The organism is Chryseobacterium foetidum (assembly GCF_025457425.1).
GTDB classification, from domain to species: domain Bacteria; phylum Bacteroidota; class Bacteroidia; order Flavobacteriales; family Weeksellaceae; genus Chryseobacterium; species Chryseobacterium foetidum.
The window spans coordinates 2,620,912-2,645,406 of sequence record NZ_JAMXIA010000001.1; the positions used below are offsets into that span (position 1 = coordinate 2,620,912).

The 24,495-nt window shown below is 38.2% G+C and carries 17 protein-coding genes; 13 read left to right on the plus strand and 4 right to left on the minus strand.

Going from position 1 to position 24,495, the window contains the following annotated elements:
* Nucleotides 1-6: 6 nt before the first annotated feature.
* The 4 genes from NG809_RS12325 (at nt 7) to NG809_RS12340 (ending at nt 5,475) form a co-directional block, all read left to right on the plus strand.
* Nucleotides 7-810, plus strand: coding sequence for a lacto-N-biose phosphorylase central domain-containing protein (locus NG809_RS12325; RefSeq protein ID WP_262151049.1), 804 nt, complete (start codon nt 7-9; stop codon nt 808-810).
* A gap of 380 nt (nt 811-1,190) precedes the next feature.
* Nucleotides 1,191-3,065 carry a rhamnogalacturonan lyase gene (locus NG809_RS12330; protein ID WP_262151050.1) on the plus strand — a complete coding sequence of 625 codons (1,875 nt, stop codon included), beginning with the start codon at nt 1,191-1,193 and terminating at the stop codon, nt 3,063-3,065.
* Nucleotides 3,066-3,305: 240 nt separating this feature from the next.
* The gene (locus NG809_RS12335) at nt 3,306-4,094 is read left to right on the plus strand and encodes a rhamnogalacturonan acetylesterase (protein WP_262151051.1); all 789 of its coding nucleotides are present in this window, start codon (nt 3,306-3,308) and stop codon (nt 4,092-4,094) included.
* 220 nt (nt 4,095-4,314) lie between these two features.
* Nucleotides 4,315-5,475 carry a glycoside hydrolase family 88/105 protein gene (locus tag NG809_RS12340; protein ID WP_262151053.1) on the plus strand — a complete coding sequence of 387 codons (1,161 nt, stop codon included), beginning with the start codon at nt 4,315-4,317 and terminating at the stop codon, nt 5,473-5,475.
* A gap of 155 nt (nt 5,476-5,630) precedes the next feature.
* Here the strand turns inward: NG809_RS12340 and NG809_RS12345 are convergent, their stop codons facing one another.
* Entirely contained in the window at nt 5,631-6,008 is a 378-nt protein-coding gene (locus NG809_RS12345) for a GxxExxY protein (RefSeq protein ID WP_262151054.1), read from the minus strand.
* Between the two features lie 271 nt (nt 6,009-6,279).
* Here NG809_RS12345 and rhaT point away from each other — a divergent pair, with 271 nt between their 5' ends.
* The 9 genes from rhaT (at nt 6,280) to NG809_RS12390 (ending at nt 22,043) form a co-directional block, all read left to right on the plus strand.
* Entirely contained in the window at nt 6,280-7,368 is a 1,089-nt protein-coding gene (rhaT, locus tag NG809_RS12350; protein WP_262151056.1) for an L-rhamnose/proton symporter RhaT, read from the plus strand.
* Nucleotides 7,368-7,682 (plus strand): L-rhamnose mutarotase, encoded by a 315-nt coding sequence (gene rhaM / locus NG809_RS12355; RefSeq protein WP_262151059.1) that lies wholly within the window; start codon nt 7,368-7,370, stop codon nt 7,680-7,682. Before rhaT ends, rhaM begins: the two co-directional genes overlap by 1 nt.
* 352 nt (nt 7,683-8,034) lie before the next feature.
* A complete protein-coding gene (locus NG809_RS12360) occupies nt 8,035-11,085 on the plus strand; it encodes a SusC/RagA family TonB-linked outer membrane protein (protein ID WP_262151061.1) in 3,051 nt (1,016 codons plus the stop codon).
* Between the two features lie 19 nt (nt 11,086-11,104).
* Nucleotides 11,105-13,171, plus strand: coding sequence for a RagB/SusD family nutrient uptake outer membrane protein (locus NG809_RS12365; RefSeq protein WP_262151063.1), 2,067 nt, complete (start codon nt 11,105-11,107; stop codon nt 13,169-13,171).
* Nucleotides 13,172-13,654: 483 nt separating this feature from the next.
* Complete coding sequence (locus NG809_RS12370; RefSeq protein WP_262151065.1) at nt 13,655-15,757, plus strand: bifunctional aldolase/short-chain dehydrogenase; 2,103 nt, start codon at nt 13,655-13,657, stop codon at nt 15,755-15,757.
* A 187-nt stretch (nt 15,758-15,944) separates the two neighbouring features.
* The gene (locus NG809_RS12375) at nt 15,945-17,222 is read left to right on the plus strand and encodes a TIM barrel protein (protein ID WP_262151066.1); all 1,278 of its coding nucleotides are present in this window, start codon (nt 15,945-15,947) and stop codon (nt 17,220-17,222) included.
* Between the two features lie 345 nt (nt 17,223-17,567).
* Nucleotides 17,568-18,953, plus strand: a complete 1,386-nt coding sequence (locus NG809_RS12380; protein ID WP_262151068.1) for an FGGY-family carbohydrate kinase — start codon at nt 17,568-17,570, stop codon at nt 18,951-18,953.
* Between the two features lie 121 nt (nt 18,954-19,074).
* Entirely contained in the window at nt 19,075-20,226 is a 1,152-nt protein-coding gene (locus NG809_RS12385) for an alpha-hydroxy acid oxidase (RefSeq protein WP_262151070.1), read from the plus strand.
* Nucleotides 20,227-20,642: 416 nt separating this feature from the next.
* A complete protein-coding gene (locus NG809_RS12390) occupies nt 20,643-22,043 on the plus strand; it encodes a glycoside hydrolase family 140 protein (RefSeq protein ID WP_262151073.1) in 1,401 nt (466 codons plus the stop codon).
* 21 nt (nt 22,044-22,064) lie between these two features.
* Here the strand turns inward: NG809_RS12390 and NG809_RS12395 are convergent, their stop codons facing one another.
* The 3 genes from NG809_RS12395 to NG809_RS12405 form a co-directional block, all read right to left on the minus strand.
* Nucleotides 22,065-22,622, minus strand: coding sequence for a hypothetical protein (locus NG809_RS12395; RefSeq protein WP_262151075.1), 558 nt, complete (start codon nt 22,620-22,622; stop codon nt 22,065-22,067).
* Nucleotides 22,623-22,672: 50 nt separating this feature from the next.
* Nucleotides 22,673-23,107 (minus strand): nuclear transport factor 2 family protein, encoded by a 435-nt coding sequence (locus NG809_RS12400; RefSeq protein ID WP_262151077.1) that lies wholly within the window; start codon nt 23,105-23,107, stop codon nt 22,673-22,675.
* 130 nt (nt 23,108-23,237) lie between these two features.
* Nucleotides 23,238-24,284 (minus strand): GntR family transcriptional regulator, encoded by a 1,047-nt coding sequence (locus tag NG809_RS12405; RefSeq protein ID WP_262151080.1) that lies wholly within the window; start codon nt 24,282-24,284, stop codon nt 23,238-23,240.
* Nucleotides 24,285-24,495 lie beyond the last annotated feature (211 nt).

Sequence of the window (24,495 nt, forward strand, 5' to 3'; positions counted from 1 at the left end):
TTAATTATGACTAAAAATATCATAAAAACAATCGCTTTAGGAACTTTGCTGACCTTCAGTTTTTCCAATGCCCAGCAGAAACCGAAAGTCGTTTTAGACAACTTTTTCAACAACGAAAAAAAGGAAAATAAAGAAACCAAAGCTCTGGAATCGTGGCATTACACGTGGAACGACACTTCCAACGGCGGATTCTCTTTGCTGGGAGAAATCTTCCAGAAACAAGGCGCAGAAATCGGCACTTTAACTACAGCTCCTTCAAAAAAAGATTTGAAAAACGCCAATATTTACATCATCGTCGATGCTGATATCGACAAAGAAGCGTACGGTGGAAAAGCCAATCTGATTGACCCGACCAGCATCAAAAACCTGAAAGAATGGGTGAAAAAAGGTGGCGTTTTGGTTTTGATGAGCAACGATAAAGGAAATTCTGAGTTTGAACATTTCAACAAACTTGCCGGAGAATTTGGCATTTATTTCAATGAAGACAGTTACAACCGCGTTCAGAAAAGAGAATTTGAGCAGGGAAAAGTGATGGTTCCGGCAGGCAATGAAATTTTCTCCGAACAGAAATTATATATGAAAGAAGTGGCGACGGTTTCCGTGAAAAGTCCGGCGAAAGAATTGCTGTCTGCGGAAGGCAAAAACATTGCAGCTATTGCGAAATTCGGCAAAGGAACTGTTTTCGCATTAGGCGACCCATGGTGCTACAACGAGTACATCGACGGCAAAAAACTTCCCGCAGATTTCACAAATTATCAAGGAACTGAAGAGTGGGTAAAGTGGCTTTTGAAGCAAACTTCGAAGAAATAATTTTTGTAAAGTGCAATCGGTTGAAGCAGTTCCGTAAATTTTATTTGGGCAGCTTAATCCGCCTTCCACTCCCGCTTTTTTGCTCGTCGTTCCTCCTCACAAAAAGAGCTCCGTTCAAGTCGGGCTGCGAGCGATTCAACGTTTTAAATTGCTTTTAAATTTTAAAAAGCCCTGCAATGGCATAATCAATAGCTTTTGTGTAGTCTAACGATAAGAACAACAGATGTGAACTAGCCCTGAAAAGGGCAATATCAATAGCATTGGGTGAAGCCCAATGACAGATTAATGAAAGATTTCACACAGCCCTGAAAGGGCGAAATCAATTAAAAGAAACCTATAGAAAACGGCAACCATTAGCCAAAACCTACAAAATCAGAATTATGAATGTCAAATTCAAATTTATATTAGCCGCAGTTCTCTTTTCAGAACTCCTGTCTGCACAAAGACAAATGGAATATCTGAAACGGGGAATCGTTGCCTTACCTTCAGATTCGGGCGTTTTTGTAAGTTGGCGTTTGCTTGGCGCAGAAGCTCAAAATACCCATTTTGATTTGTACCGCACTGAAAATAATCAAACAAAAAAACTGAACGAAAAACCACTTTCAAATGAAACCAATTTTTTAGATAAAACCGCCGACAAAGCAAAAAATTACACCTATTTCGTCAAATCCAATACTCAGGATAAATCGGTTGACATCGATTCTGCAAACTATGCAGCCAACCAAAAACCTTATTTTTCAATTCCGCTGAAAACACCTCAAGGTTACACGCCAAATGACGCATCAGTAGCTGATTTGGATGGCGATGGCGTGTATGAAATCATTCTTCATCAAACCGGAAGGTCAAAAGACAACAGCCAAAAAGGAGAAACCGACCCGCCAATTATTCAGGCTTATAAAATGAATGGGACGTTTTTGTGGGAAATTAATTTGGGAAAAAATATTAGGGAAGGCGCCCATTACACCCAGTTTTTGGTTTATGATTTAGACCAGGACGGCAAAGCGGAAATTGTAATGAAAACCGCCGACGGAAGCAGAGACGGAAAAGGAAAATACATCGGCGACCCAACAAAAAATTACGTCAACGAAAACGGAATGATTCTCTCCGGACCGGAATTTATGACGGTTTTTAATGGTGAAACAGGAGCTGAGATTCACACTGTAAACTATGAAGTTCCAAGGTTTGCGGGAAGTTTAAATCCAACTGCTGAACAAATGACCGAAACCTGGGGCGATGCAAAAGGAAACCGTATCGATAGATTTTTAGGAGCAGTTGCCTATTTGGACGGAAAAATACCGAGCGTGATAATGTCGCGAGGTTACTACACCAGAACTGCGATTGCTGCCTGGGATTATAAAGATAAAAAACTCAGTTTGCGATGGCTTTTTGATACCGAAAGCTCAGAAGAAAATAAAAAATACCGCGGACAGGGAAATCATAATTTGAGTATTGCAGATGTTGACAATGACGGAAAAGACGAAATTGTTTTCGGAGCAATGACCGTTGATGACGACGGAAAAGTATTGAACAGTACGGGCTTTGGTCACGGCGATGCGTTGCATGTTGGAGATTTGGACCCATCAAATCCTGGATTGGAAATCTTTGATATTCAGGAAAGGTTTGATGATGCCGGAGCGCATTTCAGAGATGGGAAAACAGGAAAAGTTCTATGGAAATTGCCATCAACGGTTTACAGTGAATCCAGTAAATTTCAGGGGCCTGGACGTGGTTTATCTTTAAATATTGACCCACGCTATGAAGGCTCGGAATCCTGGGCCGCCGGAGCTGGATTGAAAGGTGTTTACGATACAAAAGGAAAAAAAATAAGTAATAAAAATCCACCTGCGAATATGGGAATTTATTGGGACGGTGATTTCTTAAGCGAAATTTTAGACGGAACCAACATTTCAAAATGGGATTGGAAAAAAGAAAAAACAAATCTCATTTTTGATGCTAAAAATTTCCAGTGTGAATCGAATAACGGTACAAAGAAAAATCCTGCTTTGGTGGCAGATTTATTCGGAGACTGGCGGGAAGAAGTGATGTACAGAACAGCCGACAATCAGGAATTGAGAATTTTTTCAACCACAATTCCAACGAAACACAGATTGTATACTTTAATGCATAATCCGCAATACCGTTTAAGCATCGTGTGGCAAAATGTAGGCTACAATCAGCCGCCACACACCGATTATTATCTGGATGAATCGATTAAGGAAATGCCTAAACCGAATGTTGTAACCACGAAAAAATAGATTTAAAGGGGAGATTTTAACCACAAATCGAAGATTCGACGAAGTCAAAAGTCACAAAAGATTTTCGACACATTAGTTATTTTAAGTTTGTGATTCAACTTATTAAAAGAGCACATAAGTTTCGAAAATCAAAGATTTTCGGTACAAACTTTTACTAGCGACAGCGGCTTTGTGAAACAAAAAGTGAGACTTTAAATGAAAACTTAATGCGCTCCGTGTTCAAAAAATATTATAAAAATTATGAAAACAAAGTATATCCTTCCAATCATAGCCTTAGTCATCTTAATTGGAGCATCATTTCAAAAATTTCAAAATAAACCGGTGCTTTACATCATTGGCGATTCCACCGTACAAAACGGTTCCGGTAAAGGTGCTGATTCATTGTGGGGATGGGGAAGTTTTCTAAATTTGTTTTTAGATACCGATAAAATTGAAATTCAGAATCACGCAAAAGGCGGACGAAGCAGCAGAACTTTTATTACAGAAGGCCGGTGGGATTCGATTATGAAAACCATTAAAAAAGGCGATTATGTTTTGATGCAGTTTGGTCATAATGATGGTGGCGAACTGGCAGATACTTTGAGAGCAAGAGGGACAATTAAGGGCATTGGAGATGAGTCTAAAGATATTTACAACCCAATCAGAAAAGTGGATGAAACAGTTTATACTTTCGGACATTACATGAGAAAATATGCGAATGAAGCCAAAGCTAAAGGTGCTGTTCCAATCATCGTATCGCCAATTCCGAGAAATAAATTTAACGATAAAGGAAAAATTGAAAAAGACCAATATGGTATTTGGGCAAAAGAAGTCGCCCAACAAACCGGAGCTTATTTTTTAGATTTAAATACAATGGTCATCGAAAAATATGAAAAAATGGGAGCAGAAAAAGTAAAAGCCTATTTCCCGAAAGACCATACACACACGAATGAGGCCGGCGCAATTTTCAATGCGGAACTAGTAGCGAAAGGCATTAAAGATGTAAAGAAATGTGAACTCAGGAATTATTTAAAGAAGAATTTTAAATAATTCTTGGATCTCGCTTGAATTTCATCAAAATTAATTTCCCCGACCCTAAAGGGAGTTAATTTCGATGAAATTTTCAGGATGTTTTTCCACCTATGTCATCCTGAGCCTGTCGAAGAAGGGATGGGGAAAAGAGAAATATCTTAGAAATTTGGGTTACGAAGTATAAAATAGAAAACAATATTTCATAGAAAATCAACGATAAAAAAATAAATATATACTTATGAAAAAGCTATTAACAACAGGTTTTTTTGCACTGATCATCGGAGGTTTAACCTCATGCTCGGTACAGAAAAATACTGCAGCAGGCAAGGTAGAAATTCCAAACAAGAAGGAGGTTTTGGAAGTTTCAAGAAGGGCAAATCAGTACTTCATGAACAAGTGGCCGGATACCAAAAAAGACATCGTCGGCAAAAAAGTATGGCCAAGTAATCTCTGGACGAGAGCGGTTTATTATGAAGGTTTGATGGCGCTACATTCGGTAGATCCTCAAAAAGAATATTACGACTACGCAATGTCATGGGCCAACAACCACAACTGGAATTTACAGCGTGGAACTTATACCAGAAATGCTGACCATCAGGCTTGCGGACAAACCTATCTTGACCTGTACGAAATCGACGGAAGAAAACATCCTGAAAGAATCAAAAATGTAAAAGCTGCGATGGACAGCATGATTGCGACCAAGAAAGTAGATGACTGGTGGTGGATCGATGCCCTTCAAATGTCGATGCCGATTTTCACTAAATTAGGGAGAATTACAGGCGAGCAGAAGTATTTCGACAGAAATTACGAAATGTATGCCTACACAAAGTATAAACACGGCGGAAACGGATTGTACAATCAGGCCGATAAAATCTGGTGGAGAGACAAGGATTTTGTACCGCCTTACAAAGAACCTAATGGCGAAGATTGCTATTGGAGCCGTGGAAACGGCTGGGTAGTTGCTGCGTTGGCGAAGACTTTACAGGATACTCCGAAATCTGATCCTCATTACAAAGAATATCTTCAGGATTATAAAGATATGTTGGCGGCGTTACTTCCCATCCAAAGAGAAGATGGTTTCTGGAATGTCAGTTTGCATGATCCGACCAATTTCGGTGGAAAAGAAACAACAGGAACTGCACTTTTCGTCTACGGAATGGCGTACGGAGTGAATAACGGATTAATTGACAGAGCTACTTATCTGCCTGTTTTGGTTAAAGCCTGGAACGCAATGGTAAAAGATTCAGTTCAGCCGAATGGATTTTTGGGCTGGGTTCAGGGAACAGGAAAAGAGCCGAAAGACGGTCAGCCTTTAGCTGTAGATAAAGTTCCCGATTTTGAAGATTATGGATTGGGATGTTTCCTGCTTGCGGGAAGTGAGGTTTATAAATTGAAATAATTTATTATGCCAAATAAGTTAATAGAGCGACAGTTTTTGTCGCTCTGTTTTTTTAATTCTAGGATTTTCCCGCAGATTTTCGCAGATGTTGAGCGCGGATTTTCGCAGATTTTTTTGAATGTAAATTGGTAATGAAGTAATTCAATAAGCTGAAATTACAGTCCGTTTACTTTTCTGAAAATGGTCTGTGAGATATCACTGGAATTGAAGTTGACGAGCAATCCTAGTTTTAAACCGGATAATTTTAGGTAGGTAATCAACTGTTTATGATGCACATCAAGTAAATTTTCAACAGATTTTATTTCGATAATTACTTTGTTTTCCACTAGGATATCGAGACGATAGCCGATGTCCATTTTTATGCTTTCGTAGATCATCGGTAAGCCAATCTGAGTGGAAATTTGCAGGTTTTTCTTTTTAAGTTCATAAGCTAAAGCAGCTTCGTATGCAGACTCCAGCAATCCTGGTCCTAATTTGTTGTACACAGTAAAAATACACCCTCGGATTTCGTAGGAAATATCATTTTCGTTCATCGCTGTTTTTTATTAAAATTACAAATTTCAGAGTTAATTTTTCCATACAAACTAAAAAAAAGATCCGCAAAAATCTGCGCAGAAATCGGCGTAAATCTGCGGGAAGAATATGAACGCAAATTTTAACCATAATCTTAAAAAACATCTAAAAGATAAGTCTGGGTGAATCTGCGGGAAAAAAATATCTTTGCCAATTCAGCATGCATGACACCACAAGATGCGAAGTTGTGTGCATATTGCTAATTTTCAAATTCAATCAATCAGAAAAATTATGAACGCATTATTAGGAGTACTATTTCATTTCCTCGGAGGCTTTGCTTCGGGCAGTTTTTATATGCCGTACAAAAAAGTAAAAGGATGGCAATGGGAAACTTTTTGGTTGATCGGGGGCGTATTTTCGTGGATTATTGTTCCGCCTTTGGCAGCATATCTTACAATTCCGAATTTCTGGGAAATCATTCAGAATGAAAGTTCGTCCATTATAGGATTTACATTTCTGTTTGGTGCACTTTGGGGCATCGGAGGTTTCATGTACGGTTTGGGTGTGCGTTATTTAGGCGTTGCACTCGGAAGCAGCATTATGTTAGGACTGACGATGGTAATCGGTTCGCTTCTGCCTTCCATTTATTATGAATTTAATCCTGAAGCAGGAAAAGACAATATTGGTTTGATGTTTTCCAGCGATTGGGGGAAAATGGTTCTTTTAGGACTTTTGGTTTGCGTTGTCGGAATCATCATCAGCGGAAAAGCGGGTGTGATGAAAGACAAAGAACTTCAGACAGATGCCGTCGATCCTCACGGAATGGAAGTGAAGACGGAATATAAATTTGGTTTAGGATTAATCGTTGCGATTATTTCGGGAGTTTTAAGTGCGTGTTTCAATTTTGGTTTGGAGGCGGGAAAACCAATGGCAAGCGTCGCTAATGAAGCATGGAAATTGGCTAATCCGAATCAGGGAGAGTTTCTTTTCCAGAATAATGTGACGTATGTTGTCGTTCTTTGGGGCGGTATGTTGTCGAATCTTATTGGTTGTCTTTATCTTTCGTTTAAAAATAAATCATATTCAGATTATACCAAAAAAAGTGTTCCTGTTGCAAAAAATATCATCTTCTGTGCTTTGGCAGGAACGATGTGGTTTTTACAGTTTTTCTTCTACGGAATGGGCGAAAGTAAAATGGGTAACGGCCCGAGTTCGTGGATTTTGCACATGGCATTCATCATTTTAATTGCGAATCTTTGGGGTGTAATTATTAAGGAATGGAAAGGCGTATCTAAAAAAACAATCACTACCATTTCATTGGGAATGATTGTACTGTTTATTTCTATATTGATTGTAGGATACGGAAATTCAATAAGATAATGGCGAGGAAAGCATTTAAAATGTTCCTCAATAAAGGTGCTGAAGCTGAGTACAGAAAACGTCATGAGGAAACCTGGCCAGAAATTAAAAATTTGCTCAAAGATGCAGGGGTTTCAAATTATTCAATCTTTTTGGATGCAGAAACAAATGTTTTATTTGGTGTTTTAGAATGTGAGGATGAAACCAAATATCAAAACATTCCATTGCAGCCAATAATGCAGAAGTGGTGGAATTACATGAAAGATTTAATGGAAACCAACGAAGACAATTCCCCGAGAAGTGTAGATTTACAGGAAGTTTTTTATTTAAGATAAATTCAAAATACAAGCGGAAATTTCATATTCAGTTAATATAATTTTAGAGTTCAAATTAGCTATTGAGAGGCAACTAAATTATTTTGGTTGCCTTTTTTATCAAGTCTTGTGCCAGTATTTGAAAATGTTCAGAAGAAAACATGATAAATATCATTCGAGTAATGGATTTTATAAATTTAAATAATTCTTACTATTTAATGATTAAATTAATAATAAATTCATTTTTAAATAGAATAATATATAAATTATTAAGAAAAATTATGAATTTTATAATGCAGGATATGGCAGGATGCTAAAACATTTGTAAGAATGTACTTTTCAAACATAATTCAATGTAAATAAAAATTAATATATGTCTATCAAAGTTAAACACAGGAATTTTAAGCCACTCATGGCGCCACTCTTCTTGTTGGCTACAGGTTTTATGTTTGGTCAGCAGACAGTGAATGATACTGTAAAGCAGGGCACTACCAAAGACATTGAGGAAGTTGTAGTAATAGGTTATGGCAAAGTAAAAAAATCTGACCTTACAGGCTCGGTAGCTTCAGTTTCTGCAAAAGAGCTGGCAGCGACTCCGGCTATGAATGCTTTACAGGCTTTGCAGGGTAGAGCGGCAGGTTTGAATATCGTCACCGCAGGCGGTGCTCCCGGTGCAGGTGCCAATGTAACGATTCGTGGAGGTGCTTCTATTACACAGGGAACGAGTCCGTTATATATTGTAGATGGTTTCCAGCTTGATAATGCTTTGAATGTGATCAACCCAAATGATATCGAAAGTATTGATATTTTGAAGGGTCCGTCGGCTATCGCAATCTACGGTGCACGTGGTTCCAACGGTATCATCGTAATTAAAACGAAAACCGGTAAAAAAGGAAGAACGGTTATTAACTACAACTCTTTCATCATGTTCGACATGCTTTCGAAAAGACTTGATATGATGAGTAATGCGGAGCAGTTTGTAAAATATCAATATGAATTTGCTCAGCTTCAGAATAAAATGACTGCATGGAGTGCGGTTTATGATAATGGTTTGGGATTAGATACACCTGGATTTTATACGGGTGCATTCAACAGAATTTCAAACCGTTACGCCAATGCAGGAGCGTTAGACTGGCAGGAAAAAATGCTTGGAGGAACGGGGATGACTCAAAACCAAAACGTTAACTTCTCTACAGGAAACGAAAAAACTCAGGCTTTTGTTAGTTACAATTACAACAAGCAGGACGGTTTATTACAAAACTTCAGCGAAACAAGAAACTCCTTAAGAGCCAACATTACTTCTGAATTAAAGAAAGGTTTAAGAGTAGATTTCAGTTCAATGTTTACGTCTAATTCTACCAATGGTGGAGGTGCTTACAGCGGCATGAAAAAAATTCTTCTTCAGCCGATAACGGGAGGTACTTTATTTAATGATGATCAGCTCTTCAATACACAGACGTTCCCGGATTATACAAGTTTAGATTCAGGGTATGATACAGAAAATCCTTTCGTAGAAACCAGAGCGTCTACCCAAAACAGTCGCTCAAGAGCATTTGTTGCCAATCTTGGATTAGAAGTTGATTTCCTTAAAAACTTCACCTTCAGAACTGCGGGACAATATCAGTTCAGCAACAGCAAATCTCAGTCATTCTCAGATGAAAACTCAAGAGCCTATCTTACAGATCCGGTAAATACCGGTATTAACGGAAGTATCGGTAACAGTGAATCTTACAGATACCAGATTACAAATACCGTTACTTATAACACTACTTTGGGTGAGAACCACAAAATCAATGCTTTGGCTGGTCAGGAAGTGGTTTATTCAGCATCTGAAAGCAACAGCATGAGATTAATCAAATTCCCTGTTCCGAATTTCGGATTGGATGATATCAATAATGCAACCGTGCAGGATAAATCGGCAGGAAGATCTACTCCAAACAGTTTATTATCTTATTTCGGAAGAGTAAATTATAACTATGATGACAGGTATTTGTTAACAGGTACACTTCGTTATGACGGATCTTCTAAATTCGGACCGAATAAGAAATGGGGACTATTCCCATCATTTGCAGCGGCATGGAGAGTTTCTCAGGAAGGTTTCTGGCAGGATTCCAAAATTGCTAATGTGATCAACGACCTGAAATTCAGATATGAATATGGGGTTACCGGAAATAACGATATCGGAAGTAATTTATTTGTAACCAATGTAGTGCAGACAGATTATCCAATAAACAACACACCGGGAAATCCGGCTTATGTACCTGGGACCAACTTAGGAAATGCCAATCTGATCTGGGAAGAATCTCAGAACAGCAACTTAGGGATGGATTTGGCAATGTTTAACAACCGAATAAGGTTAACAGCCGAATTGTACGACAATAAAGTAAGCGGAATGCTTCTGAACAGTCTACTTCCTGTTTCTTCAGGATATTCAAGACAGTTTCAGAACATCGGGTCAATGACCAATCAGGGGATGGAATTTACTTTAAATACCATCAACTTTAAAACTGAAGGTTTCAGATGGTCAACAGATTTTAATATCTCTTCAAACAAATCTAAAGTTCTTTCTCTTGAGCAGAACCAAAACACCAGAACATTCGGTGTTGGAGGAAACAGAACGGGAACCGTTACGTATTACGCCACAGTGGGAGAACAGTTGGGAGATATGTATGGCTACGTTTATCAGGGAGTGTATACCACAGACGACTTCCTTCAGAATACCGACGGAACATTTGGTGCACTTAAACCGGGTGTGGTAAAACCTGCAACAGGAACTGCAAAACCGGGAGATATGAAATTTGCTGCAGATAATGAGAAGGGTGATCAGTTCACCAGAAAAATGCAGAAAATAGGGAATGGTACTCCAGATTTCTTCGGGGGTATGCAAAATAACTTCTCATACAAAGGTTTTGACCTTGGCATATTCATGAAATTCAGTGTTGGTGGTGATATTTATAATGCTACAAAACACAGTTTAAGTCCGTATGCTTTAAATCAAAATATACCTGCTGAATTTGGAAGTAATTACTACCGTTTAATTGATCCTAATACAGGTCAGATTACCAATAATATTGCTAGATTAAAGGAGCTGAATCCTAATGAAGGTGATCGTACATGGAGTTTAAGTCAGGTTAATTCTCAAAACATAACCTATCCTTCATCTTACTATGTGGAAGATGGTTCTTATTTAAGAATTGCACAGGTGACATTAGGCTACAGTTTAGAAAAAGAATTTATTAAACATGTGGGATTAACGAATGCACGTATTTACTGTACTTTGAATAACTTAGCTACCATTACAGGATACTCAGGATTTGATCCGGAAGTATCGGCTGCAAGTGGTGTAGCAGTTACACCAGGGTATGACGGTTCTGCTTATCCAAGATCAAGAAGCTACGTTCTTGGAATAAATTTAACGTTCTAATTATTAAAATTAAAAAGTCATGAAAAAATATACTTTTATTAAAAGTCTGGTTATCATCCCTGCTTTGGTGATTTCCACTCAGATTACCAACTCATGCAGCGAAGATTTCTTAGAGCAGCCTGCATATAATTCTGTTGATACCGAAAGCGTTTTCGAAAGTCTTCTTACTGCAGATATGTTTGTACAGGGATGCTACCGCGGGTTGGTACCTACTGAAATGTATTATCAGTTAGGTGCTGGTGATACAGTAACGCACTCAAGTGAAGATGGCTCTACAAACAACTCTAAATATAACATTGCCAACTATCAGTACGATGCATTTATTCCTAATACCCTTACAGGTATCTATTCAGCAATGTATCAGTCAATTGAAAGAACTAATATCGCAATCAGTAAAATAGGCGGGATGGAGCCGAGTGCGAAACGCGATGCTTTAATTGCTGAGGCGAAAGCAATCCGTGCATACTGTTACTACAATCTGATAAGAGTTTACGGAGATGTTCCTGCGATTTGGACTCCCCTTGAAGAGCAGGATCCTAACGATCCAAACACTTTATACCCTAAACGTGCTTCACGTGACGAAATCTATGACCGCATCATCGCAGATCTTCAGGAATCTATTGCAACCATGCCGACATTGGGACAGGCTGGTTTTCCTACAACTGAAAGATTAACAAGACCGGCTGCTAATGCTCTTTTAGCAAGAATCGCACTATATGCAGGTGGATATTCTCTTCGTTGGCCTTTAAACACGTCTACACCGGGAACAATGTCCCGCCGTCCCGATAATGCCAGAGTTCAGCAGCTGTATCAGATTGCAAACGATGCCTGTTTGGCTGTAATCAATGGAGGTCAGAACTCGTTGATGCAGGCTTCAGGAGGAAAAAGTGGTTTCGAAAGTCTTTGGTTTAATTTCTGCCAGAGAAATTTAAGTACCCTAAATCAGGAAGTTATGTGGCAGATTGCCCAGTTTGGTCCTAATACAAATGGTGGATTCGGTGTCTATGCACACCCTGGATCCCGAGGTGGAGTTTTTGGATCACGTAAAGCACTGCAGTTTATGTTGCCAACTTACTATCTGTCTTTTGCAGCAGGAGATACACGTAGAGATGTTTCCTGTACCGCATACAGTATTTATTTTCTCAATGCAGGTGCAGCCAGTGATACATGGGTAGATGTAGGAACTACATTTTCGTGTATTATGCCGGGTAAATTCAGAATATCCTGGTGTGTAGCACCGCAGGCAGCAGATTCAAGAAACTTAAATGTTCCGTTGATCAGATATTCAGATGTATTGTTGATGTTTGCAGAAACTCAGAATTATCTTAATAATGGTCCTACGGCGGCAGGAAACGCAGCTTTGCAGTTAGTAAGAAACCGTGCAGGTATTGGTTCAATGCCAATTCCAACAAGCCAGGCAGCTTATGATCAGGCACTTCTTCAGGAGCGTAAGTGGGAATTTGCAGGCGAGTTTACATTGCGTACTGATCTAATCAGAATGAACAAACTGGAAAGCGAAATTCTGGCAACAAGACAGGCAATGAAAAACCTTTCAGACAAAACCGGTCCTTACGCAAATACACCGGCAATCCGTCTTTATAAATATCGTAAAGATGCTCAGGCTTACGGAGATCCTTTCCTGGCAATAACTTATATAGACCTTACAAATCCTTCTCAGATTGCTGCAGCTTCAGCAATTCCAACAACTTCAGCGGGGTATGCAGCTTATCAGACAACACTCAGAAATATTGCAACTGCTAACGGACAGACTACAGTAGCTACAGATCTTTGGTATCCGGCAAACATGTTCCAGGCGTATACAAGTACATTTAATGCCAATGCAAGAAGAACAGTAGGGTTCAGTTCAGGAGCAGTGAATACTTTACAGATTGGTAACATCATCTATACAAAACCAACAGGATCAGCTGAAAACGGAGGCACCTATCCAAACTGGATTCAGGGTGGTGGTGATGGTTTATTCTATGGTTTCGTACCGAATAAAACGGAATTGTTGCCATTTGCAAATCAGTCTGCCGGTCACCCAATGATTGATAACCCGAACTTAACGCAGTTACCTGGTTACTAAACAGTTTTAAACATTATAAAATAAGCAATTAAAAGCAGCCTTATGCCATAAACAAGTTATCGCTTTGGCTGCTTTTTATTTTTCAGGATTTTAATATTAATTCAAGTGTTTAATATTTTGTCAAAATGTCATGCTTCACATCTTCTCACTCTCGGCGACCATAAGCAAAGCATAAAGGAAGCATATACCGATCATAGAGCGATAGCTCACCTTTTTTAAGTGACAGAACGGCAATAATGACTTTAAATCTTTCGAAATAACTTTAAAAATGCTTTAATTTTTATTTCCTGTTTAAATTTCTATCAGCTCAATCACAAAATATTAATTATCAATCACTCAATCAATTTGTAATTAGCATTTAATCTGATTTTAAATTAAATGTTAATTATTTTCTAAAAGAAGCATTTAGCAGTATAGTGCGGGATGCTGTAAATTAGATAACAATCTAAATTTGGGTAAAATTCAGAAACAAAAAGAAAACAAATGGAAAACGTAAAAACATTTAAATACGTAGATTATTTATGGGATGAAGAAAAAGCAGCATCTTTCGGAGACGATCAGGTGGCTTTGTTCTTGTACCGTTCAAACATATTAGGAGCAGACCTTAGAATTACCAATTATGGTGGTGGTAACACAAGTTGCAAAACCATCGAAAAAGACCCGCTGACTAACGAAGATGTTGAGGTAATGTGGGTAAAAGGTTCAGGTGGAGACATCGGAACTTTAACAAGAAAAGGAATCGCCGGATTATATACGGAAAGATTAAGAAATCTGAAAAATGTTTACGGAGGTCTTGCAGACGAAGACAGAATGGTTGGTTTATTCGACCACTGTATCTTCGATCTTGAAAGCAAAGCACCTTCTATTGATACGCCTTTACATGGTTTACTTCCATTCAAACATATCGATCACCTTCACCCGGATGCACTTATCGCAGTGGCTGCAGCTAAAGACAGCGAAGCCGTTACCAAAGAAATTTGGGGAGATACAATGGGATGGGTTCCATGGCAGAGACCTGGTTTCGATTTAGGATTACAGCTGGAAAAATGTCTTGCAGATAACCCCGGGATCAGAGGAATCGTTTTAGGAAGCCACGGATTATTCACCTGGGGTGATACTTCTTACGAATCTTACATGAACAGTTTGGAAGTGATCGAAATGGCTTCTGAATTTATAGCTAAAAAAATCGCAGAAAACGGAGAAGTTTTTGGCGGACAGAAAGTAGAATCTCTACCGGCTGACGAACGTAAAAACAAAGCTGCTCAGATCATGCCATTGTTAAGAGGTCTGGCTTCTTCTGAAAACAGAATGGTAGGTCATTTTACAGACAGCGAAGTTGTTTTGGAATTCATCAACAGCAATGATTTGGAAAGACTCGCTCCAATGGGAACTTCTTGTCCGGATCACTTCTTAAGAACTAAAATTCAGCCGTTGGTTTTGACTTTAGATAAAAACGAAGATTTGTCTGACTCTAAAGCGATTTTAGAGAAATTAAATCCTCTTTTCGAGCAGTACAGACAGGAATACAAAGAATATTACGAAACCTGCAAGCATCCAAACAGCCCTGCAATGCGTGACCCGAATCCGGTAATCATCATTTATCCGGGAGTTGGAATGTTCAGTTTCTCAAAAGATAAGCAGACCACACGTGTTGCCAACGAATTCTATGTAAACGCGATCAACGTAATGCGTGGTGCAGAAGCTATTACTTCATACACTTCATTGCCAAGACAGGAGGCTTTCGACATCGAATACTGGTTGTTGGAAGAGGCTAAACTTCAGAGAATGCCAAAAGAAAAGCCACTGTCAAGAAAAATTGCAATCGTAACCGGAGCCGGCGGCGGAATCGGACAGGCTATCGCAGACAAAATGGTTCAGGAAGGTGCAGTAGTGGTTTTCACAGACTTAAATAAAGAAGCTGCAGAATCTGTTACTGCAAAATACAGCAAAGATCAGGCAATCGCCGTTCAGTGCGATGTTACAAGCGAAGAAGGAATCAGAGAAGCTTTCAAACAGACAATTTTAGCTTTCGGTGGTGTGGATATTTTAGTTCATTCTGCAGGTTTGGCTATTTCTAAATCATTGGAAGATACTACTTTGAAAGATTGGGATCTGCTTGAAAATGTTTTAGTTAAAGGTCAGTTCTTAATTGCAAAAACCGGAACTGAAATCATGAAAAAGCAAGGCCTGGGTGGCGACATCGTAAACATTGCAAGTAAAAATGGCTTGGTTGCCGGACCAAACAACGTAGCATACGGAACAGCAAAAGCAGCGCAACAGCACATGACAAGATTATTGGCAGCAGAATTGGCAGCAGATAAAATCCGTGTGAATGTTGTGAATCCTGACGGTGTAATTGTTGGAAGCAAGATTTGGGAAGGTTCATGGGCAGAAGGTCGTGCGAAAGCAAACGGAATCACCGTTGAAGAATTACCTGCATTCTACGCAAAAAGAAACCTGTTGAACGAAATTATTTTGCCGGAAGACATCGCCAACGGAGTGTTCGCATGTGTTGCGATTTTAGATAAAAGCACAGGAAACATCATCAATGTAGATGGCGGAATGGCTAATGCTTTCCCAAGATAATAAATAAATCTAACCACAAAAGTCACAAAAGTTTATTAGAGATATTATTCGAATTTTGAGAAGATCAAAAAAGAATAGCGGAAATTGGTTTATAAATATGCGCCTGCTTATTTGGACTTTAAAGAGTAATACTTTAGCTTTAAGAATAAAAATCTTTTGTGACTTTTGTGGTAAAATAAATTAACGTATGATTATAGGAAAAGATATCATTGAACAACACAACAAAAACGAAGTCGAAAACTTTAATTCAGACTTCGCATATTTATCAGATAAATTAACAAAATCAGGTTCAAACGTTGCTGAAATCGTTAACAAAATCGCCGATTTTCAGGTGGCAATTCCAAGCTGGGCTTTAGGTGCAGGTGGAACGCGTTTCGGAAGATTTTCTTACGGTGGCGAACCTGCTGTTCTGGAGCAGAAATTAGATGATGTTGGTTTGCTTCACGCACTTACTCATTCAGCGGGAGCCGTTTCATTACACATTCCATGGGATATTCCAAGTGACGTAAGTGCTTTGAAAGAAAGTGCAGCGTCTCACGGATTGATCTTTGATGCAATGAATTCAAACACATTTCAGGATCAGCCGGATGCAAAACATTCGTACAAATTTGGTTCTTTAAATTCTGTAAACGAAGATTCAAGAGCCTACGCAGTTGAACACAACAAAGAAGTAATCAGAATCGGGAAAGAATTGGATTCAAAAAGCTTGACCGTTTGGTTGGCTGACGGAGCTAGTTTTCCTGGACAGTTAAATTTCCAGACCGCTTTATCAAATACTGAGAAAAGTTTAAAAGAAATCTACGCAGGAATGCCGGAAGACTGGAAATTATTTATCGAATACAAACCTTACGAACCGAATTTCTACTCAACAACCATTCAGGATTGGGGAACTTCTTTCATGCTGGCCAACGCTTGTGGAGAAAGAGCTTTCACGTTGGTCGATTTGGGTCACCATTTACCAAACACGAATATCGAACAAATCGTTGCAACCTTGATGTACAAAGGGAAATTGGGTGGTTTCCACTTCAACGACAGCAAGTATGGCGATGATGACTTGACTGTAGGTTCTATCAAACCTTATGCTTTATTCCTGATCTTCAACGAATTGGTGTACGGAATGGAGAATAATAAAAATAATCCTTATCCGGCCTGGATGATCGACGCCAGTCACAACATCAAAGATCCTTTGGAAGACTTATTGCAGTCTCTGGAAGCGATTTTAATTGCTTATGCTCAGGCACTTTTGGTGGATCAGAAAGCTTTAAAAGAAGCACAGTTAAATAACGACGTTGTTGCAGCTCAGGATATTTTGCAGAATGCGTACAGAACAGACGTCCGTCCGTTATTGAAAGCGGCAAGACTGCAGACTGGTGCGGCTTTAGACCCAATCGCAGCTTACAGAAGTTTAAAGGTAAGAGAAACCTTGATTTCTGAAAGAGGCTGGGCAAAAGCAACAGGATTGTAAGAACCATTTTTAATTTTAATAATTACTTTCAGGTGCAATCGAAAGTTTAATTATATGTATCCTTAATTATTACCGTTAAGAGTGTTTAGGTTCTATTCTCTAAACACTTCTTAATGGTTTTTGAAATTTAAAATTTGCTAAAATTTTTAATTGAAATAAAGATTTCAACATACAAACGTTTGTATTTCTTTGCTGAATAGAATCCCGAAACTTCGGGACGAACAAAGAATATGCAGGAAAAGTTAAAAAAATCTTTGCGCTCTTTGCGTTAAATAAAAGGATTCTAAATCACATTTTGAAAAAACTAATTCCCATTTATAATAAATCATTAAATTCATCTCAGGAATGTCCAAAAAAAAGGTAACCATCGTATTTGATATTGGAAAAACCAATAAAAAATTCTTTCTGTTTGATAAAAATTATAAAGAAGTTGTTCGGGAATATACAGAATTACCGTTGACGACTGACGAAGACGGTTATCCTACAGAAGATCTTCCGGCATTACAAAACTGGATCAAAGATAATTTCAACGCCATTTTGGATGATGAAAATTACGAAGTAAAAGCCATCAATTTTTCTACTTACGGAGCAAGTTTTGTGCACCTCGATCAGAAAGGAAATGTGCTGACACCTTTGTACAACTACACCAAACCGATGGATCAGGATATTCTTGATTTATTTTACGAAAAACACGGCAGCAAACTGAAAATTGCCCGCGAAACTGCATCTCCTCAGACGGGAATGCTGAATTCCGGACTGCAGTTGTTCTGGTTAAAATACAAACATCCGGAAGTTTTCAGAAAAATCCGTTACAGCCTTCACTTACCTCAGTATTTATCGTATTTATTTACAGGAATCTGTGTTTCGGAATTTACCTCAATCGGTTGTCATACCAATCTTTGGGATTATGACAAAGCAGACTACCACGACTGGGTTTATGAAGAAGGAATCGATGCTTTATTAGGACCAATTGTTCCGACTTCTGCGAGCATCAACACCTCTTACAGAAACAAAAAAATTAAAATCGGCGTTGGAATTCACGACAGTTCTTCAGCGCTTTTACCCTATATTTTAAGTAAAAAAGAACCGTTTTTATTGCTTTCAACCGGAACGTGGAGTATTTCATTAAATCCATTCAACGACGAAAGTTTAACGGATGAAGACATTGAAAATAACTGTCTGAATTACATGAGAATCGATGGAAAACGTGTGAAAGCATCCCGTTTTTTCATGGGGAATGAATACAAAATTCAGGTTGAAAAACTGTGTGCTTACTACGGAAAAGAATACGGTTTCCACCGAGAAGTGCAGTTCGATCAGGAATTGTATTTGCGTTTAATGAAAAATAAAAACATCTATTTCCGTTTTGAAGGGATTATTTTAAAACGAAAAATGATTACCGCAACAGATTTAAATTCATTCGAAACCTTTGAAGAAGCCTATCATCAATTGATGATTGAGTTGATGGATTTACAAATTCATACCATTACCAACGCCATCGGAAATTCAGAAATTAAAAATATTTATATTGATGGAGGTTTTACAGACAATGATGTCTTTATGAAACTGATGTCTCACCATTTCCAGCATTACAACGTGATGTCTACGCATTCTCCGCTGGGCTCGGCTTTGGGAGCATCGATGGTGATTTCAAACAAAAAAATAGACGAAACTTTTTTACAGCAGCATTATCAGATGAAAGTGCTTCAACCTTTAATTTTAAATTATTAAAATCTGCTGGAAGCTGGAAGTCTGATGCTGGAAGTTAAATGAATATTGATAAACATTAAGTTTTCAACATCAAACATCAAACATCAAACATCCATCACCCAACATCAAACACCCAACATTTATGGCATTTCCATTTGATACAAAATATGCTTCGCTTGAATTATTAATCGAAAGAGCACAGAAAAAAATGCCCCGTTTCGCTTTTGAATATCTGGATGGCGGCTGTAATGAAAATATCAACCGCGACAGAAATACAAGTGAATTGCGCGATGTTCTGCTTCGTCCGCAATATCTGAACAACAATTACACGGAAGCCAATATGGAAACGGAATTATTCGGTGTAAAATATTCTGCACCATTCGGAATTTCTCCCGTTGGTTTGCAAGGATTGATGTGGCCGAATGCTCCGGAAATTTTAGCAAAAGCAGCTTTTAAGCATAATATTCCTTTCATTTTAAGTACGGTAACGACGAGCAGTATCGAAAGAATTGCAGAACTGACGGAAGGAAAAGCGTGGTATCAACTGTACCATCCGAAAGAAGAATGGTTGCGTGACGATATTCTCGACCGTTGTGAAGCTTCAGGTTATGATGTTTTATGTGTATTATCTGATGTTCCGACTTTCGGATACAGAGCAAAAGAGATCAGAAACGGTTTGGCAATGCCGCCACAACTGAATTTCAGAAATGTGTCTCAAGCCTTGGCAAGACCGGAATGGTGCCTTGAAATTTTGAAACACGGCGTTCCAAGTTTCAAAACCATGGAAAAATACATGGATAAAAACATGAACGTGAAACAATTGGGACAGTTTATGAATTCTACTTTTTCAGGGAGATTAAATTCAGACAGAATCAAAGCCATCCGTGATAAATGGAAAGGAAAACTGGTCATCAAAGGCGTTGCTTCCGACGAAGATGCAGCAGAAGCAGTCCGTTTAGGTTTCGACGGAATGATCATCTCCAACCACGGCGGAAGACAGTTGGATGCCGGCGAATCTACGATTGCAGTGGTAAAAGATATCAGCGAAAAATACAAAGGTCAGATAAAAATCATGATGGACAGCGGCGTAAGAACTGGTCCGGATGTTGCCCGTGCATTGAGCTGTGGCGCAGAATTTACCTTCATGGGAAGAACTTTTATGTATGCCGTTGGAGCTTTAGGTGACAAAGGTGGCGATCATATTATTGAAATGCTGAAAATGCAGTTCAGACAGGTGATGGAGCAGGTTTGTTGTGATACGCCGGAGGAGTTGCAGAATTTTAGGGTGAAGTAGGTGAAGCGGGAAGATGGAAGCGGGATGCTGGAAGTTTTTTAGTTTTGCTTTTAATCAAATGATCTTTCATAAAAATTGAAATAAAAAATACAGTTCGATGAATTGTATTTTTTGTTTTATAATACTATTTTTAATCAACATTCAAAGAATATTTTCAAGCTTTGCGAAGTAAATCTTATTTGCCTTAGTTCTCTTACAAATATGCAACATCAAAAATAATCTTTGCGTTAAAAAGAGTTTTGTAATGTTTGAAAAATTATTGAATGCGTTTTTTTTACCACAAGGAACACAAAGATTTTTCACAAGGTTCACCAGCCTTGTGTGCTTAGTGAAATGCTTAGTGTTCTTTGTGGTAAAGTCGCATCATGAAAACAAAAGATAATCAAAAAAGATCAATTAAAAACCAAATTACTCTCATGAAAAAATTCCTCATATTTCTCCTCATTATTTATTCTGCTTTTACCTTTTCTCAAAACAAAAAACAGGAATTACCATGGTCAAATGGAGCTTTGCAAGTCAGCTCTAACAACAGATATTTACAGCACAAAAACGGAAAACCATTTTTCTGGTTAGGAGAAACCGGTTGGTTGCTTCCGGAACGAACAGATCGTGATGAAGTTGATTTTTATCTAAGCCAATGCGCAAAAAACGGGTACAATGTTGTTCAGGTACAAACCATCAATGCAGTTCCCGCTTACAATAAATATGGGCAACCTTCGATGATTGATGGTTTTGATTTCACAAACATCAATCAGAAAGGAGTTTATGGATACTGGGATCACATGGATTATATTGTAAAAACTGCCGAGAAAAACGGAATTTACATTGGCATGGTCTGCATTTGGGGTGGCTTGGTAAAAAGCGGAAAAATGAATGTGGAAGAAGCAAAAAGTTACGGTAAGTTTCTGGCTGAACGGTATAAAGATTCTCCAAATATCATCTGGTTTATCGGTGGCGATTTGAGAGGCGATATCAAAACAGAAGTTTGGGAAGCTCTTGCCAACAGCATAAAATCAGTTGATAAAAACCATCTGATGACGTATCATCCTTTTGGTGCTACAAGTTCCGTTGATTGGTTTAATGATGCTGATTGGTTAGATTTCAATATATTTCAAAGCGGTCACAGAAGATATGGACAGCGAAAAGGTGACGGCGAAGCAAAGAAAATTGGCGATACCGAAGAAGACAACTGGAGGTATGTGGACAAAGCGCTTTCCAAAAAACCTTTAAAACCCATTATCGATGGCGAACCGTCTTACGAAGATATTCCGCAGGGACTGCATGATGCCAGCGAACCACGATGGAAAGATCATGATGTAAGACGATATGCGTATTGGTCTGTGTTTGCTGGTTCTTTTGGGCATACGTACGGACACAATTCCATTATGCAGTTTTACCGACCGGGTTTGTCTCCGGCTTATGGAGCGAACCGCCCTTGGTATGATTGTCTTGAAGATTCTGGTTTTGTTCAGATGCAACATTTAAAAAGTCTGATGCTGAAATTTCCTTATTTCGAAAGAATTCCCGACCAAAGTATCATCAAAGGAAACGCTGGCGAACGTTATAAAAAACTCATTGCTACCCGCGGAAATGATTATTTATTGGTCTACAACTACAGCGGAAGAAATATGGAGATTGATTTGTCCAAAATCACCGGAAAGAAGAAAAAATGCTGGTGGTATAATCCCAGAACAGGTGAATTCAAATATATCGGAGAAATGGATAAGAAAATTTTCAAGATTACTCCTGAAAAAGAGAATGGGAAGGCTAAGGATTTTATTTTTGTGGCGGTAGATGCGGAAAAGAATTATCTATAAACTTTAGTTAACTTTAAATTTTTAAAGAATAATTTTTCCATTAAAATCAAATTTATATTTTCTATTTTCCCAATCGGTTGCCAGAATATATTCATCAGTTATTGCGAAGTCGTCTTTGCCATCCAATGTTGTGAAGATGTCTCTTCCTCCTTGTTGCCAGACAATATTTCCGTTTTTGTCAAGTCGTGAAATCTCAAGTTCGCCATGAACAATATAATCATCTTTGTGTTTGAAAATTTCGAAACAAGTTGCTTGATCAGCTTTCGTTTTCCATAACAGACTTAATTCGGGAATAGATAGACAAAAAATCGAGTCTGAAGAACAGATCAGCAATCTGTCATCTTCAACTATTGTCGAAGTTTCGTGAATACCTGTTCCTCCTCCTACAGAACCAATGACTGCACTTTTTAATAACTTATTTATGTTGAAAATTTTTATTCCAAAAACTGTTGGCAATACATATTCTGATTTGTCAAAATAAACCAAATCATAGTTATTGATGTTGTCAGCAGAATTTTCCATAAAAGTTGGTTCGGAAAAAATAGTAATTTGATATCTTTCTGTTGTATAGTTTTTCATTAAACTTTATTTGAACTTGGCTCTTTTACCTTTTTCCTTGGCTCTTAAAATTACTTTGCCTTCACCGCCTGCCTTGCCAGCAATTTCCAATCCTTTTTCACCTTTGTCCAAACCAGCAAAATATCCAAAGTCACATCACCTTGAGCTTTCCCCAAGTCAGCAGTCGTTGCATAAAAATGATGACGGACAATGGCTGTATTACCAACAATCTGTATGTTTTGATTAGAAATATCAATCGTTAAAAAATCTGATTTTTTGCTGACCAGTTTTTCTACAAACTCTTTCGCATCATCGATATGACCTCCCGAATGCCCGTAAGTAAGTTCCGGAACGATCAGTGTTTCCAAAGCAGACTTTTCGCCGCTGATCATTGCTAATCTCAGTTTTTCTGCTGCATCCGTTACAGATTTTACATCGTTGCTTTTTTGTGCTGAAACTGCAATCACCATAAGAAAACTTACAGCGAAGATGAATTTTTTAATCATTATAAATTAAATTTTGATTGTATATTTAATCACCCCTTTTAGTAAAAGTAAGTGTTACGGAATTTTATTAAAATAAGATAAAATTCGATGCCGAGAAACTCCCATCTTCCATCTTCCAGCATCCATCTTTTTACAATGACTCTCTCTGAATAAATTTAAAAACATTATTCACCTGCTCCCTCTTATTTTTCAGAATCATATACGCGGCAGATTCTCCCATCGCTTTAAAATCCGTTGTAATCACGGTAATTCCCAGCAATTCCTTCAAAGGCGTTTCGTTGTAGGAAATAATTCCGATGTCTTCGCCTAATTTCAGATTTTTCTGACGGATTTGTTTAACTAAATTCACCAAATCACGTTCGCGGATGGTGATGAAAATATCTTTGTCCTGCAGTTCCATGTCGGGATAGATTTCATCCAGAATTTCGTAGTCTAATTTAAAATCTCTGCAAAACTGCTCAAATCCACGTACAATACGGAAAGGGTAGGGATGAATCGACTTGTCGGGATAGACCAGAATGATCTTTTCGTAATTTTTTATTTTATCTAAACCTTCCTTTAAAGCTTCATAAATATCGTGCTCAAAATCCTGAAAAATAGATCCGTATTCACCGGAAATATTAGGTTTTGTGTTATCTAAAAGTAAAAGTTTATTCTTCGGAATCTGTTCGATAATATCCAAAACTTCCTGCGTAGAACTCGTATGTTTCGACTGTTCATCACGGAAATGGGGCATCACAACGTAGTAATCAAATCCACCAAGGTTTTTCTTTAAAGCATTGATGAAAAGCGTTTCGTCGCAGTGGTAGATGTACATTTCAACATTGCCTTTGGTACCGATTGCATTGACGAAATAATTGTAAATCATCATTTTATAGGTGCTCGGTTTGTTGATCAGAAAGAAAATATTGATGATATCGTTCTTGTTGATTCGGGAAATGTAGTAGCCTTTTCCTTTCACAGATTCAATGATCTGCCTTTTGCGAAGCTCTTTGTAGGCTTTTTCCACAGTATCCCGGGAGAGAAAGCAGGATTCGCTGAGCTCATTGATTGAAGGAATTTTTTCTCCGATTTTTATTTGTCCACCATCAATTCCGTTCAGAATAGAATCTACAATCTGTTTGTATTTCGGAACTCTGGAGTTTTCATTGATGTTGATTTCTAATGTTTCGGCCATGATATTTTACAGATAGGAACGAAGTTCAGTTAAAATAAAAGCATTAATCAAAAGCGATTAATAGCTGAAAACAAGATACAAAAATTTGAAGTAACGGAATGATGAATGTTTTTAATCACTGTGATAGCTTAAAACTCTTAATTATCAGTAGTTTATAGATTTCTTGTAAAAAGTATTTAAATATCAAAAACTCCCATATCGGCCTTCAAGA

Coding starts and splice junctions, on each gene's coding strand:
- NG809_RS12325 (WP_262151049.1), top strand. CDS start 7: ATGACTAAAAATATCATAAAAACAATCGCTTTAGGAACTTTGCTGACC.
- NG809_RS12330 (WP_262151050.1), top strand. CDS start 1,191: ATGAATGTCAAATTCAAATTTATATTAGCCGCAGTTCTCTTTTCAGAA.
- NG809_RS12335 (WP_262151051.1), top strand. CDS start 3,306: ATGAAAACAAAGTATATCCTTCCAATCATAGCCTTAGTCATCTTAATT.
- NG809_RS12340 (WP_262151053.1), top strand. CDS start 4,315: ATGAAAAAGCTATTAACAACAGGTTTTTTTGCACTGATCATCGGAGGT.
- NG809_RS12345 (WP_262151054.1), bottom strand. CDS start 6,008: ATGAACGAAAATGATATTTCCTACGAAATCCGAGGGTGTATTTTTACT.
- rhaT (WP_262151056.1), top strand. CDS start 6,280: ATGAACGCATTATTAGGAGTACTATTTCATTTCCTCGGAGGCTTTGCT.
- rhaM (WP_262151059.1), top strand. CDS start 7,368: ATGGCGAGGAAAGCATTTAAAATGTTCCTCAATAAAGGTGCTGAAGCT.
- NG809_RS12360 (WP_262151061.1), top strand. CDS start 8,035: ATGTCTATCAAAGTTAAACACAGGAATTTTAAGCCACTCATGGCGCCA.
- NG809_RS12365 (WP_262151063.1), top strand. CDS start 11,105: ATGAAAAAATATACTTTTATTAAAAGTCTGGTTATCATCCCTGCTTTG.
- NG809_RS12370 (WP_262151065.1), top strand. CDS start 13,655: ATGGAAAACGTAAAAACATTTAAATACGTAGATTATTTATGGGATGAA.
- NG809_RS12375 (WP_262151066.1), top strand. CDS start 15,945: ATGATTATAGGAAAAGATATCATTGAACAACACAACAAAAACGAAGTC.
- NG809_RS12380 (WP_262151068.1), top strand. CDS start 17,568: ATGTCCAAAAAAAAGGTAACCATCGTATTTGATATTGGAAAAACCAAT.
- NG809_RS12385 (WP_262151070.1), top strand. CDS start 19,075: ATGGCATTTCCATTTGATACAAAATATGCTTCGCTTGAATTATTAATC.
- NG809_RS12390 (WP_262151073.1), top strand. CDS start 20,643: ATGAAAAAATTCCTCATATTTCTCCTCATTATTTATTCTGCTTTTACC.
- NG809_RS12395 (WP_262151075.1), bottom strand. CDS start 22,622: ATGAAAAACTATACAACAGAAAGATATCAAATTACTATTTTTTCCGAA.
- NG809_RS12400 (WP_262151077.1), bottom strand. CDS start 23,107: ATGATTAAAAAATTCATCTTCGCTGTAAGTTTTCTTATGGTGATTGCA.
- NG809_RS12405 (WP_262151080.1), bottom strand. CDS start 24,284: ATGGCCGAAACATTAGAAATCAACATCAATGAAAACTCCAGAGTTCCG.